Here is an 18,562-nt window from a genome sequence, read left to right on the forward strand (position 1 = left end):
AGTTTGATGGCTGGCTGCCGGTCTCGAACTTCGCGCGAAGTTCGACGGGTGGTTGTGGGGTGGGCCTCGCGCGGCATCGCGGAGTCCGCTCCAGCTGCCTCCCCCAGCCGTGACCTTGAACGAGCTGGGTGTGTCGTCGAGCCGGGACCGGGGTGGCTGAGCTTGAGAGGGGCGGGACGCGGGCGGCTGGGGCGAGAAGTCGTCGGTCGGGGTGCGTGGGAGACTGGGCGTGGTAGGCATTACCAACGGGTAATGGCACAGCCGTCGTTGCACACACGGCCGCGAGGGGGCGGTGCACGTGAGCGTTCCTGGGCTCGACGCCCTGCTCCAGCAGATGCGGCGCGACGGCTGGGAGTCCTACGTCTTCGGCCCGCGCGACGCGCCGCACGCCGTCAGCGTGGTCCACCGGTGGACGACCTGCGCGGACGTCCTCGTGCTGCGCGCGGAGGACGACGCGACCGCCTACCGGACGCCGTTGCGGCCGGACGCCGACCTGTTCGCGCCGACCACCGTGTCGTGGCACTACCACGCGACGGCGGAGTGGACGGTCCGCGCGGTCCTGGACCTGGCGGAGCCCGGTACGCCCGGCTCACCGATGGCGGTGCTGACACCACCGCCGGACTGCGGTGTTCCCGCCGGACTGCGCCGCACCACGACGATCCGGCTGCACCCGCGCCGCACGCACGCAGCCACCTGAACGGGTTACGCCCGACGCTGCTGCGGCGTCCCGCTGCGGGCAACCTGGGCTGGTGCCGCTGACGCATCCGGACAACACGCCGCCCCCGCACCGCAGCGAGGTCGCGGTGAACCCGATCTTCGCGCGCGAACCGCTGCACGTGCCGACCTACGACTTCCCGGCCCAGGGCACTGATCCCGAGGTCGCCTACCAGGTCGTGCACGACGAACTGATGCTCGACGGCAACGCGCGGCTGAACCTGGCGACCTTCGTGTCCACCTGGATGGAGCCGCACGCCAACCGGTTGATGGCCGAGTGCTTCGACAAGAACGTCATCGACAAGGACGAGTACCCGCGCACCGCCGCCTTGGAGGACCGGTGCGTGCGGATGCTCGCCGGGCTGTGGCACGCGCCCGACCCGCACCACGTGGTCGGCTGCTCCACGACCGGGTCCTCGGAGGCGTGCATGCTCGCCGGCCTCGCGCTCAAGCGGCGCTGGCGGGGCACCGGCACCCCGAACATCGTGCTCGGTGCCGACGTGCAGATCTGCTGGGAGAAGTTCGCGAACTTCTTCGAGGTCGAACCGCGCTACGTGCCGATGGAGGGCGACCGGTTCACGCTCTCCGCCGAGGAAGCGCTGCGTCGTGTCGACGAGAACACCATCGGCGTCGTGACCATCATGGGCTCGACCTTCGACGGCTCCTACGAACCGGTCGCCGAGGTCTGCCACGCGCTCGACGAGCTGGCCGCGCGCGGTGGCCCCGACATCCCGGTCCACGTCGACGGGGCGTCCGGAGCGCTGATCGCGCCGTTCCTGGACCCGGAGCTGGCGTGGGACTTCCGGCTGCCGCGGGTGGCCTCGATCAACACCTCCGGGCACAAGTACGGGCTGGTCTACCCCGGCATCGGCTGGGTCGTGTGGCGCTCGCCCGACGCGCTGCCGGACGAGCTGGTGTTCCGGGTGAACTACCTCGGCGGCGAGATGCCGACCTTCGCGCTGAACTTCTCCCGGCCGGGAGCGCAGGTGGCCGCCCAGTACTTCACCTTCCTGCGGCTGGGGTTCGACGGGTACCGCAGGGTGCAGCAGGAGTGCCGCGACGTGGCGACTCGGCTGGCGACCGAGATCGCCGAGCTCGGCCCGTTCGAGCTGCTCACCGACGGCAGCCACATCCCGGCCTTCGCGTTCACCTTGCGCGAGGACGCGGGCAGCTACTCCGTCTTCGACGTCTCCGCCGCTCTGCGAGCCAGCGGCTGGTTGGTCCCGGCCTACTCGTTCCCGGCGAACCGCACGGACCTGTCGGTGCTGCGGATCGTGGTGCGCAACGGTTTCAGCCACGACCTCGCCGACCTGCTGCTGGACGACCTGCGTCGAGCGTTGCCCCGGCTCGAGGCCCAGACCGCGCCCGCACGGGGTCGCGAGTCCGCCGGGTTCGCCCATGGCGCCGGTTCCCACCACTGACACAGCTGGGCAACGAGCCTTTCGCCGTGCCAGCCCGAACTCGCACGCAGCGCGGTTCTCGGGCAGGGCAATGAGGCGCCTTCGACCACACGAGCGGACCGTGCGAAAACCTCCCGTACCCCGGGAAGGTCCAGCACTGGAGTGGTGCGTGCGGTCACGCCAAGTCGATCAGCTGATCGCAGTCCGTTCCCGGCCGACTAACGTGGCCGATCATGAGTCGTTCCGAGGACGCCCACGCGCGGCTGACCGACCTGGCGCTGCACGCGCGTCGCGGTGACCCGCACGCGATGGAGACCTTCATCCGGGAGAGCCAGCACGACGTCTGGCGCTTCGTCGCGCACCTCGCCGGACCGCACCTCGCCGACGACCTCGCGCAGGAGACGTTCCTGCGCGCCTTCCGCAGCGTCCGCCGCTTCACCGCCCGTTCCTCGGCCCGGACGTGGCTGCTGAGCATCGCCCGTCGCGTGGTCGTCGACCAGATCCGCTACGAGCGTTCGCGCCCGCGCACCACCTACGTCAGCGCCGACCTCGACACCACCTCCTCGGACACCGGTTTCGAGGACGTCGTCGCGCTCAACCTGCTGCTGCGCGACCTGGACCCGGAGCGCCGCGAAGCCCTCGTCCTCACCCAGGTCCTCGGACTCCCCTACGCCGACGCCGCGCACATCGCCGGCTGCCCGGTGGGGACCATCCGCTCGCGAGTCGCCCGTGCCCGGGAGCAGCTGCTCACCACCCAGCCCCGCTCCGACGAAGAAACCGGCTGACCTCGCCGCGGCCGGGACAGCGCGACTTCGGACCCGCCGGGAACTCCTGCGCGGCGGGGAGCGACAGTAAGGGCGTGGAGTGTTCTGTTTGCCGGGAGGCGCTGTCGGCCCGGCTCGACGGCGAGGACCCGCCGGTGGCCGCGGCTGGAGTGGAGCGGCACCTGGCCGCGTGCGACGAGTGCCGGGCCTGGCAAGCTCGCGCCGTCGCGTTGAGCAGGGAGTTGCGGGTTCGCGCGGTGCCGAGCACGCCGGACCTGACCGACTCGGTGCTGCGGGCGCTGCCCGCGCCCACCGCTCGGCGGTGGCCCCGGGTGCTGCTGGGTGCGGTCGCCGCGGTGCAGGTCGCGCTGGGCGCGCTGCAGCTGCTCGGCGCCGGAGGGCACGAGGCCATGGCCGGGCACCTGTTCCACGAGAGCAGCGCCTGGAACCTCGCCCTGGGCGCCGGTTTCGGTGGGGCGGCCTGGCGGGCTCGCGCGAGTGCCGGCGTGCTGCCGGTGCTGAGCGCGTTCCTGGCCGTGCTCACCGTCGTCAGCGTCCAGGACGTCCTCACCGGCGGGGTCTCGGCCGGTCGCCTCGTCTCGCACCTGCCGCTGGTGGCGGCGCTGGTGCTGTTGCTGGTGATCCGCCACGACCACCGCGACCGCGAGCCCGGCCCACGACAGGGCCTCCGCCACGACGAGAACACCGCCATCACCGACGTGCCGGACGACCCGCAGCCACCCCGCGAACTCGGCCCCACCGCCTACCGCGAAGCGGGTTGAGCCTGCTCAGCGCTGCGGCGGAGCCGCCGTTCCCGGCCCTGCGCCGCCAGGCGCTCCCGGAACTTCGCGCGAACTTCGACGCCCGAAGTCCCCCTCGTCATTCGCGAGAAGTTCGAAGGCAGCTCCGCCCTCCGCACCGCGCAGCTTCCGAGCGAGGGGGCCAGCACGTGGCGACGTCGCCCCCCGCTCGACCCGACGCCCGAAGTCCCCTCGAAGTTCGCGCGAAGTTGGACGGGAATCCGCCCTCAGCGCCGCAGCTTCCGAGCTAGGGGCGAGCACGCGCGGCGCCGCCCACCTGCTCGATCCGAGGCTCGGGATCCCCTCGACGTTCGCGCGAAGTTCGAGAGGGGCTCCGCCCTCGGCGCCGCAGCTTCCGAGGTAAGAGGCGAGGCACGCAGCGACCTCGCACCAGCCTGCTCGAAGGGTGGCGCGTGGAGTCCACGGCCGCTCGGGCTCTCCACCGGCTCAGCTGAGCGGCCGCGACCGATCAGAGGCTCAGCGTTTGCGGCCTACTGCGGCCCAGTAGTAGGCGCTGTGCGGGTCGACCTGGTGCTCCGGGTGCAGCTTGGTGACCCCGCCGGGTTCGTCGTCCGGTCGCCACGCCAGCACCGGCGCGACACCGGGCTCGACCAGGTCCATTCCCTGGAAGAACGAGGCGACCTCGTCCTGGCTGCGCGGCTGGAACGGGATCCCGGACCGCTCCGCGGAGGCCACCACACCGGCCATCGCCTCGGGGTCGAAGTCGGCGGTGGGGTGGGTGATCGCCAGGTAGCTGCCGGACGGGACCGCGTCGAGAAGCTTGCCGAGCACCTGCTCCACCTCGGCGTTCTCCCGGAAGTACATCAACACCGCGACCAGCATCACCGCGGTCGGCTGGGTCAGGTCGAGGGTTCCGGCCAGCGAGGGGTCGGACAGGATCGAGTCCGGGTCGTGCAGGTCGGCGTAGATGAACTTCGTCTCGCCCTCGTCGGTGCTGGTCATCAGCGCGCGGGCGTGGGCGAGCACGATGGGGTCGTTGTCGACGTAGACCACGCGGCAGCTCGGTTCGGCGCGCTGCGCGACCTCGTGGACGTTGCCGCTGGTCGGGATCCCGGTGCCGACGTCGAGGAACTGGCGGATCCCGCACTCCTGCACGAGGAACCGCACGACGCGGCCGACGAACGCGCGGTTGGCCCGCGCCATGGTCTTGATGGTCGGGACGTGCTCGGCGATCGCGTCACCCAGCGCGCGGTCAGCGGCGAAGTTGTCCTTGCCGCCCAGCCAGTAGTCGTAGACCCGGGCCTCGTGCGCCACGCTGGTGTCGATCTCGGCCGGGAGCCGGCCACCGTGCTGGTTCATGCCCTGTCCTTCGGCTCAGTGCTCGTCCTTCAACGCGCGCAGCAGCTGCGGGGTCTCCTCCGGAGTCGCCGCCTGCACGCTGAGCATGTTCATCACGGCCTGGTACTGGTCCAGGTCGTTGCGCTTGTCCAGGTACAGCGCACTGGTGAGCTGTTCCAGGTAGACGACGTCGGGCAGGTCGGACTCGGGGAAGCGCACGATGGTGAACGGCCCACCCGCCGCGGCGTGCCCGCCGACGCTGTACGGCAGCACTTGCACCGTCACGTTGGGCAGTTCGGAGATGCGGATCAGGTGCTCGATCTGCCCACGCATGATCCGCGGTCCGCCGATCGGCCGCCGCAACGCGGCCTCGTCGATGACCGCCCACAACGTGGGTGGCTCCGCGCGGGTGAGGATGTCCTGGCGACGCATGCGGAGCGCGACCCGTCGGTCGACCTCACCGGCCGGTTCCTGCGCGTGACCGAGCAGGATGACCGCGCGCGCGTAATCGGGTGTCTGCAGCAGTCCGGGGACGAACTGCGCCTCGTAGGTGCGGATGATCTGCGCGGCCTGCTCCAGGCCGAGGTAGGTCTCGAACCACGACGGCAGCAGGTCGCCGTACTGGTGCCACCAGCCCGGTTCGTTGGCTTGCCGCGCCAGGGACAGGAACGCTCCGCGCTCGTCCGGGTCCTGGACGCCGTAGAGGGTCAGCAGGTCGTTGAGGTCGCGCTCGCGGAAGCTGACCCGCCCCAGTTCTAACCTGCTGATCTTGGCGTGCGAACCGCGGATGGCATCGCCGGCTGCTTCACGGCTGATCCCGCGCTCCTCGCGCAGCCGACGCAGCTGTCCGCCCAGCGCGATGCGCAGCACGGTCGGCCCCGCGGCAGGGCTGCTCTGCTGCCCACCGCGCGTGGCGCCGGGTCTGCTCGGTCTTTCCGGCTCGATGCTCATCATGTCGATACCCCCATCGGGAGCAATGCGGCGTCCGATCGCCGCCACAACCAGTCAGCAGATTAGATCATCGAAGTCCCCTTCTTTAACCCCTTCGAGAAAAGCCGCGATTTCTTCGCGCGTGTACACCAGCACCGGCCCGTCGGCGAAGCGGGAGTTGCGCACCGCGATGCGCCCGGGCTCCAGCTCGGCGACCTCGACGCAGTTGCCGCTCGGATTGCTGTGCGCGCTCTTGCGCCAACGCAGCTCAGACCGCCAGCGCAGGTCTGCCTGGCGCGGAGCCTCGGGCGCCCCGATCTCCGGCATGGGTGCCTCCAACATTCGGGCGAAATCGCCTCCGTGCTTGCAAGTGTTCTTGCAAACGTTCTTGCATCTGCAAGGCCCGTCCGGGACAGTAGCAGCAGCAGGTCGAGTGCCGATCTTGATCCATCAGCGGGAACGCGGTGTCCGGCAAACGGACCCGGGCGCGTGGGAGGGGGAAGAGGGCATGATCCGCTCATCGCGGCGCACACCGGTCCGTCGCGAACGTCCGATTCGCCCGGCTCCCCACCGAAAACGGGTGGTGCGATGAGCGGGCTGGTGGCGGTGGGAGCGTTAGCCCTCTGCGCGGTGCTGGCGGTGCAGCTGGTCGTCGCCCACCGCGAGCGGCGCGACCTGGAACGACGTCTTGCGGCGGCCGAGAGGGCCGCGCACACGGATCCGTTGACGGGATTGGCCAACCGCGCGGGGTTGCAGCGCTCTCTCGACCAGCAGCGCGCGTCCGCCCGGCCCGGCGATCACGTCGCGATGATCCTGCTGGACCTGGACGGGTTGAAGCAGACCAACGATGTGTACGGCCACGAGTTCGGCGACAGCGTCCTGGTCGCGGTGGCGCGGCGGATACACGAGAAGGCCGGGCACGCGGCGTGCGCGGCCCGGCTCGGTGGGGACGAGTTCGTGGTCCTGCTGGGCGCCGACTTCTGCAGCGGCGAAGCCACGCGCGACGCCGAGGCGTTGGCCGACGAGCTGTGCGCGGGGATCTCCTCCACCGAGGTCACGGCGGAGATGCCCATCAAGTGCACGGCCAGCGCAGGTGTCGCGGTGTTGCCCGTGCACCGGATGCACCAGCTGGTCACCGCCGCCGACAAGGCCATGTACCGCGTCAAGTCGGCGAGAGCGGGAACCCAGCGCTACCAGCCCCTCGCCGATGTCTCCGACCGGATCCCGCGGCACCGGACGGCGCTGGTCGCCCTGGAAGGCGGAGCTTCCCAAGAAGCCCAAGCCTGATCGCGGCGGCAACCGCTGCCCCAGGTGGGACTCAGCTCGCCCCGCCGCAGGTTCGGAGCGGTTTCGTGGCGAGCACGCCGGAACGCCCGTTTCGGGTGCTCGAGGAGCGGCGCACGGAGACCGCGGAGTCGCTGCGCCCTCCCTGTCCAGGCGTTCCGGTCACCCGCACCGGCCCGCGGAGCACGAACTTCGACAGGCTAGACAGACGCGGGCTGCCTGGCGCCGCCGACCATGCGGTGCGCTTCCGCGTTGCAAGCCGGGCACGTGCTCCAGAGCCAGGCCACCTCTCCCACTTCCGCTCGCATCTCGCGGTCGCAGAGCGTGGTGACGGTGGTGCCGGCCGGATATCCCCCAGCAGGCCGGGGATCGGTGCTCGCGTGACGCTCCCCTAGGGCCGGAACCCAATGGAACGGATGCATCCGCTCTCTCCTTCGCTGCCGTGTACCGACGCCGTACCGTATGCCGCGTCCTGCCCGATCCGGGCCGGATCGCCGGGCGCTTCGCCGGATTGAACCCAATCCGGGTAATCACCCGCTCAGATGGAATCAAGCCCTGCGGCCCTGGCCGGTCATCGTCCGGCCGCCACCCGCTCAGCGCGGCCCCATCTGAGGATTATTCTTAATCCTCTCACGTTCCCAGGGGAAGACGCACGCCACACGCTCGGCGTCGCCTTCCTCCTCACTCGCGACACCGCGCACGTACGCCGCGATGCCACCCGTTCGGCGGTATGTCCGGGTGTGGGGAGGTCCACCTCGGACTGCCCCACACCCGCCCCCAGGGTTCCCCCGAACGTCTTGACTGTCATGATCCCTCCGCGGAATCGTCTACGATTAATCGTAAGCACACTCGAGCGACGGAGTCGAGAGATCCGGAAGGGATGCACCCACGATGCCTCACTCGGAACCGACGGAAAGCACGGTCTTCGGCCGCACGGGCTGGAGGACCGCGTCCGCCTGCGGGCCGAACGGGGGGAACTGCGTCGAGGTGAACCTGGCCGTGCCCGGGCGTGTGGGAGTGCGCGACAGCAAGCGCATGACGGGTGATGTCCTGCTGAACTTCGACAGGTCGAGCTGGGGGAGGTTCCTGAAGCAAGCACGAGCCGGCACCTTCGACCTGGGTTGACCTCCTGCTCCAGGGCCGGCTTGCGCGGCGATGCGGGTGGCAGGACCTGAGCGGCGGTGCGGACTCCGCGCGCCGCTCCTGCAGCACGCGAACACGCGGCGTCGCGGCGCACTCGCCACGAAGCCGCTCAGAACCTGCGGCGGTGCCAGCTGAGTCCCACACCTGAAGACGCGGCTGCCGCCGCGGGCTGGATCTTGCGGCGGTGCCGGTTGGTCTCTCACCTGGAGAAGCGGCTGCCGCCGCTCGCCGCCTGGGTCTTCGCAGCGGAGACAGGTGAGTCCCACACCTGAAGACGCGGCTGCCGCAGCAGGTCGCCCGGCTTGGGGTGGTGTCGGGTGAACTCGCATCGGGCACAGCAGCTCCACTGCGAGAGAAGCACAGCGCCCGCGGGCGGTCATCGCAGGTCAAGGGTGCTGGGGATGAGTCTCCGCTGGGCGCAACTCCGATCGTGAGCAGTTCCGCACCTAACACCGTCCGGGTGCATTACGATGTTGTTCTTGACAGGCGCGTTTGCGCTCGTCAGACGTGGGGACGGCAAAGCACACGAGCGGAGATCTGGTGCCGAGCACGGTAACTTCGCGACGCAGGCAGCTCGGGAACGAGATCCGCCGCGCGCGGCAGACCGCAGGCATGACCCAGCAGGAAGTCGCTGAGCTGCTGGGGTGCAGCCAGGGCAAGATCAACAAGATCGAGTCGGGCACGGTTGCGGTCAAGAACGCCGAGCTGCAGAAGATGCTGCAGGCCTTCAAGACCGGCAAGGCCGAGTCCGAGCTGATGGTGGAGCTGGCGCGGTCCAGCTCCGGGCAGCGCGGCCAGTGGGCCGGCTACCGGTCTGCGGTGCCGCAGTGGTTCCGCACCTTCACCGACCTCGAACCGGCTGCGAGCGAGATCCTCAGCTGGCACGGCGAACGCATCCCGGGCCCGCTGCAGTCCGAGCACTTCATGCTCACCCAGTTCTCCGAAGACCGCGCCACCGACGTGACCGCGCTGGTGCGCAACCGCTTGGACCGCAAGCAGGTCTTCGACCTCGCGCGCCCGCCCTACTACCGCTTCGTGATCAGCGAGGCCGCGTTCCACCGCATGCCGGGCGGCCCGAACCCCTCGGTGGCGCTGGACCAGGTCGAGCACCTGTTGGACCTGCAAGCGCGGTACCCCAAGGCGTACGTGCACATCCTGCCGTTCGACGTGCGGCTTCCGTACGTGCCCAACGACTTCACCATCATGCGGTTCTCCGACGGCACCAAGGACTTCGTGTTCGTCGAGCACGTCGCGGGCGGGCTGTACCTGGACGACGAGGACGACTTCAACCTGTTCAACGACGCCTGGGACCGGCTTCGCGGCGCCGCTCTGGAACGCCACGACACGGTGGCCTTCCTGCAGGAACTGGCGAAGAAGTACCGCGACCAGATCGACTTCTGACTGCCGCCGCGACGGGGTTCCCCGTCAGTCGAGCAGGTTCGCGACCAACGCGGCCATCTCGCGCGGATCGCCCATCTCCGGCCGCAGCACCAGGTCTGGGGACTCCGGGGCCTCGTAGGCGTCATCGACACCGGTGAACCCGGTGATCTCGCCGGCGCGCGCTCGGACGTAGAGGCCCTTCGGGTCGCGGGCTTCGCAGGTCTCGATGGGGGTGTCGACGAAGACCTCGACGAAGGTCAGGCCCGCGTCGCCGTGCGCCTGCCTCGCCCGCTGGCGGTCGGAGCGGTAGGGGCTGATCAGCGACACGATGGAGACGACACCGGCGTCGGCGAACAACCGCGCCACCTCGCCCACCCTGCGCACGTTCTCGGCCCGGTCCGCGGCGCAGAAGCCGAGGTCGGCGTTGAGGCCGTGCCGCAGGTTGTCGCCGTCGAGCAGGTACGCGGGACGGCCCGACACGACCAGCTCGCGCTCCAGCTCCACGGCCACGCTGGACTTCCCGGACGCCGACAGCCCGGTCAGCCACACCGTCGCGCCTCGGGTGTGCCGCTGCTCCCGGCGGACCGCGGTGGACACCCAGGTGATGTTCGTGCTCGCGGTCTGCGGCGCCCGCCTCGTGGCCACCTCGCCCCGCCCTTCCGATCAGCGGCGAACTAGAACAAGTTCCACAGAAAAGTAGAACAAGTTCTTGCGCTCGGTCAAGCTGCGCGGAAAGCTGGGGCAAGCCGTGGAGGCCAGCGCTCAGGAGTGGCCGTGGTGGAAGCCCGGGGACAGGGCCCACCCCCAAGTCGAGGGGTGGACCCAGGCCGCGCTCCGGCTCGACACCGGTCACCAGCACTGGACGAAGAGCACTGCCCCACCCTGCAGGACCGAGCGAGGAGGCGTCGTGGACCTGGTCGCGCTGGAGGAGATCAAGCGTGTGAAGCACCGCTACTTGCGAGCGGTCGACCTCAAGCTGTGGCACGAGCTGGCCGACACCCTCACCGAGGACGCCGTCGGCGATTACGGGACCGAGGCCGCGGGCTCCCAGCTCCACCTCGTCGGGCGCGAGGAGATCCTGACGTTCATGCGGGACAACCTCGGTCCGGGCATCATCACCACGCACTTCGCCGGTCAGCCGGAGATCGACGTCGACGGCGACACCGCCACCGGGACTTGGGTTTTCGAGGACACCGTCATCGCCACCGAGTTCAAGACCATCATCCGGGGCGCCGCCTTCTACGAGGACACCTACCGCCGCGGGTCCGACGGGCAGTGGCGCATCAGCCAGACCGGCTACACCCGCACGTACGAGTTCATGCACACGTTCGACGACCTACCCCACTTCAACCTCACCGCCAACCGGTGGGCTTGATGCTCGTTCGAGGAGGTGCTCTGCGTGGCGGTGCGGGTGGCAGGACCTGAGCGGCGGTGCGGACTCCGCGCGCCGCTCCTGCAGCACGCGAACACGCGGCGTCGCGGCGCACTCGCCACGAAGCCGCTCAGAACCTGCGGCGGTGCCAGCTGGGTCCCACACCCGAAGACGCGGCTGCCGCCGCGGGCTGGATCTTGCGGCGGTGCTGGTGGGGTCCCACACCGGGCACAGCGGCTGCCGCCGCGTGTCTTAGAACGCGTTCCACGAAGGAGGAGTTTTGCTCACGCAGCCGTTCGCCGATGCCGTCGTGGAGGCGGAGAAGGTGATCCGGGAGGCCGGGCACGTCCGGAGCGAGCAGGACCTGGTCGAGGGTTACGACTACTTGGCGGGCAGCATCCAGGCCTCCTTGATGCTCGCCTGGGCCTACGAGCGCGACTTCCCGTACTTCGTCCAGTCGACGGGTCCGCACACCAAGATGGGCCTGGACAACCCGGACGCGCTGTACTTCCACTCCTACATCCGCGACGACGCGGAGTACGTGGTGACCGGGAAGCGCGGGACCACGACCGACCTCAGCTTCCAGGTGCTCAACGGTGATTATTCACCGGTGGACGTCCCGGACAGCCTGGCCGCGTTCGACGACCGGCGGATCGACATCGACGCCGACGGCCACTTCGAGGTGCGCTTCGGCCCGGGACAGGCCGGTCCGAACTACTTCACCCTGGCGCCGGGTTCGGCGATGCTGGTGGTCCGCGAGGTCTACAGCGACTGGGACACCGAACAGCGTGGCACGATCCGGATCCGCCGCGCGGACACGACCGGCACCGCTCCCCCGCCGCGGACCAGGGATGCGCTCAGCAAGCGCTACGGGGTGGCGGGCAAGATCCTGCTGAGCCGGCTGCGGACGTTCCTGGCGTTCCCGGAGTGGTTCTACCTCAACCAGCCGGTGAACACGATGAACGAGCCGCGTTCGACCCCGGGCGGGCTGGCCACGCAGTTCTCCTCGGCCGGGCACTTCGAGCTCGCCGAGGACCAAGCGATGATCATCACCGTGCCCAAGTCCGAAGCGCCGTACCAGGGTTTCCAGCTCGGCAGTCCCTGGTACATCTCCACCGACTACATCAACCACCAGACCAGCCTCACCGCCGAGCAGGCGCGCACCGACCCGGACGGGATGATCCGCCTCGTGCTCGCCGAGCGGAACCCGGGCCTGGCCAACTGGATCGAGCTGACCGGGCACGAGCGCGGCTACGTGCAGATCCGCTGGCAACGCCTCTCCCGCGACCTCGGTCCCGAGGACGGCCCGCGGGTCGAGGTCGTGCCCTTCGACGAGCTGCCGCGGCGGTTGCCGCACCACGAACACGCCCGCACCACCGAGCAGCAGTGGCGGGCACGGATCGCCGCACGGCAGGCCGCCGTGCACGGCAGGATGCTGGGGTGAGGCCGGTGCTGGACGGACTGCTGCGCGACAAGGTCGTCGTCATCTCCGGGATCGGCCCCGGTCTGGGCCGGTCGCTGGCCGTGCGCAGCGCGCAAGCCGGAGCCGACGTCGTGCTGGCCTCGCGCACCCGGAAGCGGCTCGACCAGGTCGCCGAGGAGGTCACCGCGCTGGGCCGCCGCGCCCTGGTGGTGCCCACCGACATCACCGACGCCGACGACGCCGCCGCGCTCGCGAACCGGTCGGTGGAGCACTTCGGCCGGGTGGACGTCCTGATCAACAACGCGTTCGCGATCCCGCCGCTGGCCGACCTCGCCGACACCGAGCTGGACGCGATCCGCGCGGGTTTCGAGACGACCTCGATCGCCGCGCTGCGGCTGACCACGCTGTTCGCGCCCGCCCTGGCCGAGAGCCGCGGCTCGGTGCTCATGGTGAACTCCGCCGTGCTGCGCCACTCCCGCCGCAACTACGGCGCCTACAAGATGGCCAAGTCGAGCTTGCTGTCGCTGGCGCAGAGCCTGGCGAGCGAACTCGGGCCGCAGGGGGTCCGGGTGAACTCCATCGCCCCGGGCTACATCTGGGCCGACTCGCTGAAGTGGTACCTGGGCCACCTCGCCGAGCAGCGCGGCGTGAGCCGCGACGTGGTCTACGAGGAGACCGCCGCCAGCACGGACCTGCGGAAACTGCCCGAACCGGACGAGATCGCCGATGCCGCACTGTTCCTGATCTCCGACCTCGCGCGGATCGTCACCGGGCAGTGCCTCGACGTCAACGCAGGCGAGTTCCACCACTGAGGAGAGGTTCATGAGCACCGGGCGCGATGACGTCGGCACCGTCGACGACCTGCACGCCTCGGCTAGCCGTCTCGTCGGCCTGGACGACTTCGGCGACGACGACCACGTCGAAGGGCTCGGCGTGCTGCTGGAGTCCTACGAGCGCGACGCCGGCCTGACACCGCTGGGCAACAAGGTCACGCGCGCGTTCCTGCGCGGCGCGCTCACCGCGCGCCTGTTCAGCGAGGCCGCCTGGGAGGCGCACCCGCAGCACGCCGAGGTGGCGGTGGAGCGGCCGATCTTCGTCACCGGGCTGCCGCGCACCGGCACCACGGCGCTGCACCGGCTGCTCACCGCCGACCCCGGCCACCAGGGGCTCGAGCTGTGGCTGACCGAGGTCCCGCAGCCGCGGCCGCCACGGGCGACGTGGGAGGACGACCCGGTCTTCCAGGGCATCCAGGCGGGCTACACCCAGCACCACGTGGAGCACCCGGAGTTCATGGGCGTGCACTACATGTCGGCTGAGCAGGTGGAGGAGTGCTGGCAGCTGCTGCGGCAGTCCATGCGCTCGGTCTCCTACGAGTGCCTCGCGCACCTGCCGACGTACTCGCGCTGGCTGGCCGGCCAGGACTGGACCTCGGCCTACGCGCGGCACAAGCGCAACCTGCAGCTGATCGGCCTGCCCGACCGCCACCGGCGCTGGGTGCTGAAGAACCCGAGCCACCTGTTCGCGCTGGACGCGCTGCTCGAGACCTACCCGGACGCGCTGGTGATCCAGACGCACCGGGATCCGCGCACGGCGATCGCCTCGGTGTGCAGCCTGGCCGCGCACGCCACGCGGGGGTGGTCGGAGACCTTCCAGGGCGAGGTCATCGGCCGCGACCAGCTGGACCTGTGGTCGCGGGGTCTGGAGGAGTTCACCGCCGCGCGCGCCCGGCACGACCCGGACCGGTTCTTCGACGTGCGCTACGAGGACTTCGTCGCCGACCCGATCGGCGTGGTGGAGCGGATCTACCAGCACTTCACCCTGCCGCTGAGCGACGAGGCGGCGGCGTCGATGCGGGACCTGCACGCCGAGAGCACGACTGGTCACGCCAAGCCCGCGCACCGGTACTCGCTCGCGGACTTCGGGCTGCGGCCGGAAGAGGTCGACGAACGCTTCTCCGGATGGGCTCCGGTCGGTTAGATTCCGGGCCGGTTCGACCCACGGAGGGCAGGCATGGCGTACGGCGACTACCAGCTGGAGATCTACCTCAACGGGCTGAGCGGGGTGCTCCCCGACCTGCCGATGGAGTTCGAGGAGCTGGAGGAACGCGCGGAAGCGGCGATGTCGCCGTCGGTCTGGTCCTACGTGCACGGCGGTGCGGGGTCGGAGCGCACGCAGCGCGCGAACGTCACCGCGTTCGACCGCTGGGGCGTGGTCCCGCGCATGTTCGTCGGCGCCACCGAACGCGATCTCGAGGTGGACCTGTTCGGCCTGACGTTGCCGTCACCGGTGTTCATGGCACCGATCGGGGTGCTCGGCATCTGCGGGCAGGACGGGCACGGCGACCTGGCCACCGCGCGCGCCGCCGCGCAGAGCGGGGTCCCGATGGTGGCCTCGACGCTGTCGTCGGACCCGTTGGAGGACGTGGCGGCCGAGTTCGGTGACACGCCGGGGTTCTTCCAGCTCTACACGCCGAAGGACCGGGACCTGGCGGAGAGCCTGGTGCGGCGGGCCGAGAAGGCCGGCTACAAGGGCATCGTCGTCACGCTCGACACCTGGATCCCCGGCTGGCGGCCGCGCGACCTGGCCACCTCGAACTTCCCGCAGCTGCGGGGGCACTGCCTGAGCAACTACTTCACCGACCCGGTGTTCCGCGCGGGCCTGGACACGAGCCCGGAGGAAGACCCGCAGGCCGCGGTGCTGCGCTGGGTCTCCACCTTCGGCAACCCGTTGACCTGGAACGACTTGCCGTGGTTGCGGTCGCTGACCGATCTGCCGCTCATCGTGAAGGGGCTGTGCCACCCCGACGACGTCCGCCGGGCCAAGGACGGCGGCGTGGACGGCATCTACTGCTCGACCCACGGCGGCCGGCAGGCCGACGGCGGTCTCCCGGCGCTGGAGGTGCTGCCGGAGGTGGTCGAGGCGGCCGACGGCATGCCGGTGCTGTTCGACTCGGGTGTGCGCAGCGGCGCCGACGTCATCAAGGCGCTCGCGCTCGGCGCCACCGCGGTCGGCATCGGCCGCCCGTACGCCTACGGGCTCGCGCTGGGCGGAACGGCCGGTGTGGTCCACGTCGTGCGCAGCCTCCTGGCCGAAGCCGACCTGATCATGGCCGTCGACGGCTACCCGACCCTCTCCGACCTCACGCGAGACGCGCTCCGCCGCTTGAGGTGACCGGTCGCCGGCCACGGGCAGTGCGGAAACCGGCTCCTGCGCAGTCCTCCTCAGGACTGCGCGGGGTCGCGGTCCCGATCATCCGTCGCGTTCGCGCAGCGCGATGCGCAGCACCTCCGCGTGCTCGTCGCTGACCGTGCCGACGAAGTGCGTCAGGACCACCTCCGGCGTGCCCGAGACGTCGAGCACGTGGTGCAACATCTGGGCAGCGGCCTCCTCCCGGGTCAGCACCGGCCGGTACCGGTAGGCCCGGCCCTCCCTCTCCCGCTGCACCCAGCCCTTCCGGTGCAGGTTGTCGAGCACCGTGAGCACCGTCGTGTAAGCGAGGGACCGGCCGGTGTCGAGCCGGTCCAGCACCTCGCGGACCTTCGCCGACTCCCCCACCGCCCACAGGACTTCCATCACCGCGGTCTCGAGCTCACCCAGACAACGCATGACCTCTCCTCCCCGGGCCACATGGTACGTCCGGATGCGCACGTCGCGCGTCCTCTGTGAATGCAGCTCACATCCGTGTCGCGCGCGGAGTCCACACAGGACTGGTACCGCCCGCAACCGCCGTTGACCGGCGGAGCGGTCCGCACCTACTATGCCGCTTAGTAGCGACAGCGCCCCCCACCCCCGATGTCGCTACTTCGCGGAGCAACCGACATCCCCCTCGTCGGTGCTCGCTGAACGCTGGGCGGGCCCCCATTCCCCCCAAGGGGTCCCGCCCAGCATCCCCCCTTCCGGAATTCAACCATCCGTTCAGCGCTGCTCGGAGTTCATCCGAGAGCGACCGGATCCCACTGCCGGCGTATTCCAGTTCCCGGCGCGGACGTGGCCGCGGCGGAAATCGCCGCGCCGACCAATCGAGGCTCCGACCAGGCTGAACGGTGGAACGACAAGCACGATCGCGACCTTTCTCCACCGCGGCGTTATCGCGCCGTGATGGGTGCGCACCCGAATCGTGGCGCGCTGTGTGAATTCGCTCCTACTTCTGATGGATGCGCCCTGCGATGCTGACCCGCCGTCCCGGACTACCGCGAATCCGCGACACCGCAGAAGAATTCGGATGGCCCCATGACACCCACACCGCAACGACGCACCGACGCGACGCGCCGGCGGAGCCCGCGATGACCGGGCAGGACGACCACGGCGGCGAAGTGGAGCAGCTGCTGCAGGCCTTCGAAGGCGCGCTGGCCGAGACCGACCTGCTCGGCAGGCACATCGACCCCGAGGAAGAGCCCGAGCGCCTGCGCGAACTGCGACAGGAGGTCGTCGAGCACGTGCGAGCCGCTCCGGTCGAGCGGCTGCCGCGCGAGCAGTGCGGCAACTGCGGCGGCCAGGGCGATGTCTCCGCCGTGCACGTGCGGCGCGAGTCGGAGAGCTCCCCGCCCGAGTTCACCACCGCACAGCGGTTGTGCCCCAATTGCTGGGGAACCGGACTCTCCCTCCGCCACACAGAACCGTAGGTGTTCGGTGGTCGCCGTGGCGGTGCGGGTGGCAGGACCTGAGCGGCTCCGGGGACTCCGTGCGCCACTCCTTGAGCATTCGAACCCGCGGCGCCGCGGCGTGCTCGCCACGACCCTGCTCAGAACCTGCGGCGGTGCCGGTTGAGTCCCACACCTGCAGAGGCGGCTGCGGCCGCTCGCCGCCTGGATTCTGCGGCGGTGCCAGTTGATTCGCAGAGCTGGAACAGTGGTTGCCGTCGCAAGCCGCCTCCACCCCGCGGCGGCGGAGGTGAGTCTCACGCTTGGAGCATGGGGGGCTTCGGCCGTGGGAAGGCTCGCCTTCAGCCGACTTTCAGGGTGTGGACGCCCAGGAAGCCGTTGGTTTCGCCGGAGGCCAGGCTGCGCAGGTCAACGCGGAGGCTGTTGGTGGTGACGGTGCGACGTGCTCGCCACGACCCTGCTCAGAACCTGCGGCGGTGCCGGTTGAGTCCCACACCTGCAGAGGCGGCTGCGGCCGCTCGCCGCCTGGATTCTGCGGCGGTGCCAGTTGATTCCCAGAGCTGGAACAGTGGTTGCCGTCGCGAGCCGCCTCCACCCCGCGGCGGCGGAGCTGAGTCTCACGCTTGGAGCATGGGGGGCTTCGCCGTGGGAAGGCTCGCCTTCAGCCGGCTTTCAGGGTGTGGACGCCCAGGAAGCCGTTGGTTTCGCCGGGGGCCAGGCTGCGCAGGTCTACGCGGAGGCTGTTGGTGGTGACGGTGTCGAAGGTGATGCGGGTGGTGGGGGCCGGGTCGCCTTGCTGGCTGCGGACGGGTGCGTAGCGGGTGCCGTCCGAGGTGCTCACCTCGATCGAGGCGGGCACCGCGTGCGCGGTGTCGACCACGAAGGTCAGCTCGACCGCCTCGACGGCGCGGGGTTCCGGCCAGCTGACCGACACCCAGTCGCGGGCGTGCGCGACGCTGATGGCGGGCAGCAGGCCGGTGGCCTCCTTGACGTAGTGGTTCGACCAAGCCGTCGTGGGGTCGCCGTCGATCATGTTGGCCGGCTGCGTCTCCGCCGAACCGGAGTAGCTCGCGTCCGCGGTGGTCGCGCTCGGACGCTTCGGGGCCGCCATCGCGACCTGCACGTCCGCTCCGCGGGGCACGATCGCCAAGGCCTTGCCGGCGAAGGCTTTCCGCGTCGCGGACTGGTAGTTCTCGGCGCTGTCCTGCTTGCCGTTGTCGGTGCCGAGCAGCGTCCCTCCGGTGACGGTGAAGGTCAGCTCCTGCTCGGCCGACGGCACCAGAACGCCCGCCGAGTCGACGACCTCGGCGGTGACGAACGCCAGCGCTCCGATCTCCTCGCGGCTCAACCGCACCTCGGCGGCCTGCCCGGCCGTGCGCAGCACGTCCCGGGCGACCTCCACGCCGTCCCGCTTGGCCACCGCCACCAGCTCGCCCGGCTCGAACGGCACCT

At 70.2% G+C, this 18,562-nt stretch carries 19 protein-coding genes and 1 pseudogene; 13 read left to right on the forward strand and 7 right to left on the reverse strand.

The genetic code is table 11. The annotated features are described in order from the left end of the window. Window positions 1-298 precede the first annotated feature (298 nt). From EIL87_RS06935 to EIL87_RS26770, 4 genes are all read left to right on the forward strand, one after another. The gene (locus tag EIL87_RS06935) at window positions 299-697 is read left to right on the forward strand and encodes a hypothetical protein (RefSeq protein ID WP_233576080.1); all 399 of its coding nucleotides are present in this window, start codon (window positions 299-301) and stop codon (window positions 695-697) included. A 52-nt stretch (window positions 698-749) separates the two neighbouring features. Then, window positions 750-2,135, forward strand: a complete 1,386-nt coding sequence (locus EIL87_RS06940) for a glutamate decarboxylase (RefSeq protein WP_125089352.1) — start codon at window positions 750-752, stop codon at window positions 2,133-2,135. A 212-nt stretch (window positions 2,136-2,347) separates the two neighbouring features. Next, on the forward strand, window positions 2,348-2,899 hold the full coding sequence (locus EIL87_RS06945) for a sigma-70 family RNA polymerase sigma factor (protein ID WP_125089353.1): 552 nt from the start codon (window positions 2,348-2,350) through the stop codon (window positions 2,897-2,899). Between the two features lie 74 nt (window positions 2,900-2,973). Further along, window positions 2,974-3,660 carry a zf-HC2 domain-containing protein gene (locus tag EIL87_RS26770; protein ID WP_158628605.1) on the forward strand — a complete coding sequence of 229 codons (687 nt, stop codon included), beginning with the start codon at window positions 2,974-2,976 and terminating at the stop codon, window positions 3,658-3,660. A 495-nt stretch (window positions 3,661-4,155) separates the two neighbouring features. On the opposite strand, the gene EIL87_RS06955 is transcribed toward EIL87_RS26770, so the two are convergent. The 3 genes from EIL87_RS06955 to EIL87_RS06965 are packed head-to-tail and all read right to left on the reverse strand — an operon-like array spanning window position 4,156 to window position 6,234. Then, on the reverse strand, window positions 4,156-4,998 hold the full coding sequence (locus EIL87_RS06955) for an SAM-dependent methyltransferase (protein WP_125089355.1): 843 nt from the start codon (window positions 4,996-4,998) through the stop codon (window positions 4,156-4,158). A 15-nt stretch (window positions 4,999-5,013) separates the two neighbouring features. Continuing rightward, entirely contained in the window at window positions 5,014-5,931 is a 918-nt protein-coding gene (locus EIL87_RS06960) for a helix-turn-helix domain-containing protein (protein ID WP_233576081.1), read from the reverse strand. A 51-nt stretch (window positions 5,932-5,982) separates the two neighbouring features. Continuing rightward, a complete protein-coding gene (locus EIL87_RS06965; RefSeq protein WP_125089356.1) occupies window positions 5,983-6,234 on the reverse strand; it encodes a DUF397 domain-containing protein in 252 nt (83 codons plus the stop codon). A gap of 261 nt (window positions 6,235-6,495) precedes the next feature. Here EIL87_RS06965 and EIL87_RS06970 point away from each other — a divergent pair, with 261 nt between their 5' ends. Next, the gene (locus EIL87_RS06970; RefSeq protein ID WP_125089357.1) at window positions 6,496-7,194 is read left to right on the forward strand and encodes a GGDEF domain-containing protein; all 699 of its coding nucleotides are present in this window, start codon (window positions 6,496-6,498) and stop codon (window positions 7,192-7,194) included. A 197-nt stretch (window positions 7,195-7,391) separates the two neighbouring features. On the opposite strand, the gene EIL87_RS06975 is transcribed toward EIL87_RS06970, so the two are convergent. Next, on the reverse strand, window positions 7,392-7,613 hold the full coding sequence (locus EIL87_RS06975; RefSeq protein WP_125089358.1) for a zinc finger protein: 222 nt from the start codon (window positions 7,611-7,613) through the stop codon (window positions 7,392-7,394). 469 nt (window positions 7,614-8,082) lie between these two features. On the opposite strand from EIL87_RS06975, the gene EIL87_RS06980 reads away from it, so the two are divergent. Together EIL87_RS06980 and EIL87_RS06985 are read left to right on the forward strand one after the other, a co-directional pair. Next, on the forward strand, window positions 8,083-8,316 hold the full coding sequence (locus EIL87_RS06980) for a DUF397 domain-containing protein (RefSeq protein WP_125089359.1): 234 nt from the start codon (window positions 8,083-8,085) through the stop codon (window positions 8,314-8,316). A 558-nt stretch (window positions 8,317-8,874) separates the two neighbouring features. After that, on the forward strand, window positions 8,875-9,735 hold the full coding sequence (locus tag EIL87_RS06985) for a helix-turn-helix domain-containing protein (RefSeq protein ID WP_125089360.1): 861 nt from the start codon (window positions 8,875-8,877) through the stop codon (window positions 9,733-9,735). A 24-nt stretch (window positions 9,736-9,759) separates the two neighbouring features. Here the strand turns inward: EIL87_RS06985 and cysC are convergent. Continuing rightward, window positions 9,760-10,320: pseudogene (gene cysC, locus EIL87_RS06990) on the reverse strand (adenylyl-sulfate kinase); the annotation flags it as partial. A 301-nt stretch (window positions 10,321-10,621) separates the two neighbouring features. On the opposite strand from cysC, the gene EIL87_RS06995 reads away from it, so the two are divergent. The 5 genes from EIL87_RS06995 to EIL87_RS07015 all read left to right on the forward strand — a co-directional run bounded on the left by EIL87_RS06995 (window position 10,622) and on the right by EIL87_RS07015 (window position 15,680). After that, window positions 10,622-11,089: a nuclear transport factor 2 family protein gene (locus EIL87_RS06995; protein WP_125089362.1), complete on the forward strand. Its 468-nt coding sequence runs from the start codon at window positions 10,622-10,624 to the stop codon at window positions 11,087-11,089. A 277-nt stretch (window positions 11,090-11,366) separates the two neighbouring features. After that, complete coding sequence (locus tag EIL87_RS07000; protein WP_125089363.1) at window positions 11,367-12,530, forward strand: hypothetical protein; 1,164 nt, start codon at window positions 11,367-11,369, stop codon at window positions 12,528-12,530. 8 nt (window positions 12,531-12,538) lie between these two features. Then, on the forward strand, window positions 12,539-13,321 hold the full coding sequence (locus EIL87_RS07005) for an SDR family oxidoreductase (protein ID WP_125089747.1): 783 nt from the start codon (window positions 12,539-12,541) through the stop codon (window positions 13,319-13,321). 10 nt (window positions 13,322-13,331) lie between these two features. Then, a complete protein-coding gene (locus tag EIL87_RS07010; RefSeq protein ID WP_125089364.1) occupies window positions 13,332-14,486 on the forward strand; it encodes a sulfotransferase family protein in 1,155 nt (384 codons plus the stop codon). A gap of 33 nt (window positions 14,487-14,519) precedes the next feature. Continuing rightward, window positions 14,520-15,680 (forward strand): lactate 2-monooxygenase, encoded by a 1,161-nt coding sequence (locus tag EIL87_RS07015; RefSeq protein WP_125089365.1) that lies wholly within the window; start codon window positions 14,520-14,522, stop codon window positions 15,678-15,680. A gap of 78 nt (window positions 15,681-15,758) precedes the next feature. On the opposite strand, the gene EIL87_RS07020 is transcribed toward EIL87_RS07015, so the two are convergent. Then, entirely contained in the window at window positions 15,759-16,115 is a 357-nt protein-coding gene (locus EIL87_RS07020; protein WP_125089366.1) for a BlaI/MecI/CopY family transcriptional regulator, read from the reverse strand. A 677-nt stretch (window positions 16,116-16,792) separates the two neighbouring features. Between EIL87_RS07020 and EIL87_RS07025 the strand changes: the two genes are divergently transcribed. Next, window positions 16,793-17,131 carry a hypothetical protein gene (locus tag EIL87_RS07025; protein ID WP_125089367.1) on the forward strand — a complete coding sequence of 113 codons (339 nt, stop codon included), beginning with the start codon at window positions 16,793-16,795 and terminating at the stop codon, window positions 17,129-17,131. Between the two features lie 640 nt (window positions 17,132-17,771). On the opposite strand, the gene EIL87_RS27370 is transcribed toward EIL87_RS07025, so the two are convergent. Beyond that, window positions 17,772-18,560 (reverse strand): discoidin domain-containing protein, encoded by a 789-nt coding sequence (locus EIL87_RS27370; protein WP_233576119.1) that lies wholly within the window; start codon window positions 18,558-18,560, stop codon window positions 17,772-17,774. Between the last annotated feature and the right edge of the window lie 2 nt (window positions 18,561-18,562).

The organism is Saccharopolyspora rhizosphaerae, assembly GCF_003931915.1.
Classification (GTDB): Bacteria; Actinomycetota; Actinomycetes; order Mycobacteriales; family Pseudonocardiaceae; genus Saccharopolyspora; species Saccharopolyspora rhizosphaerae.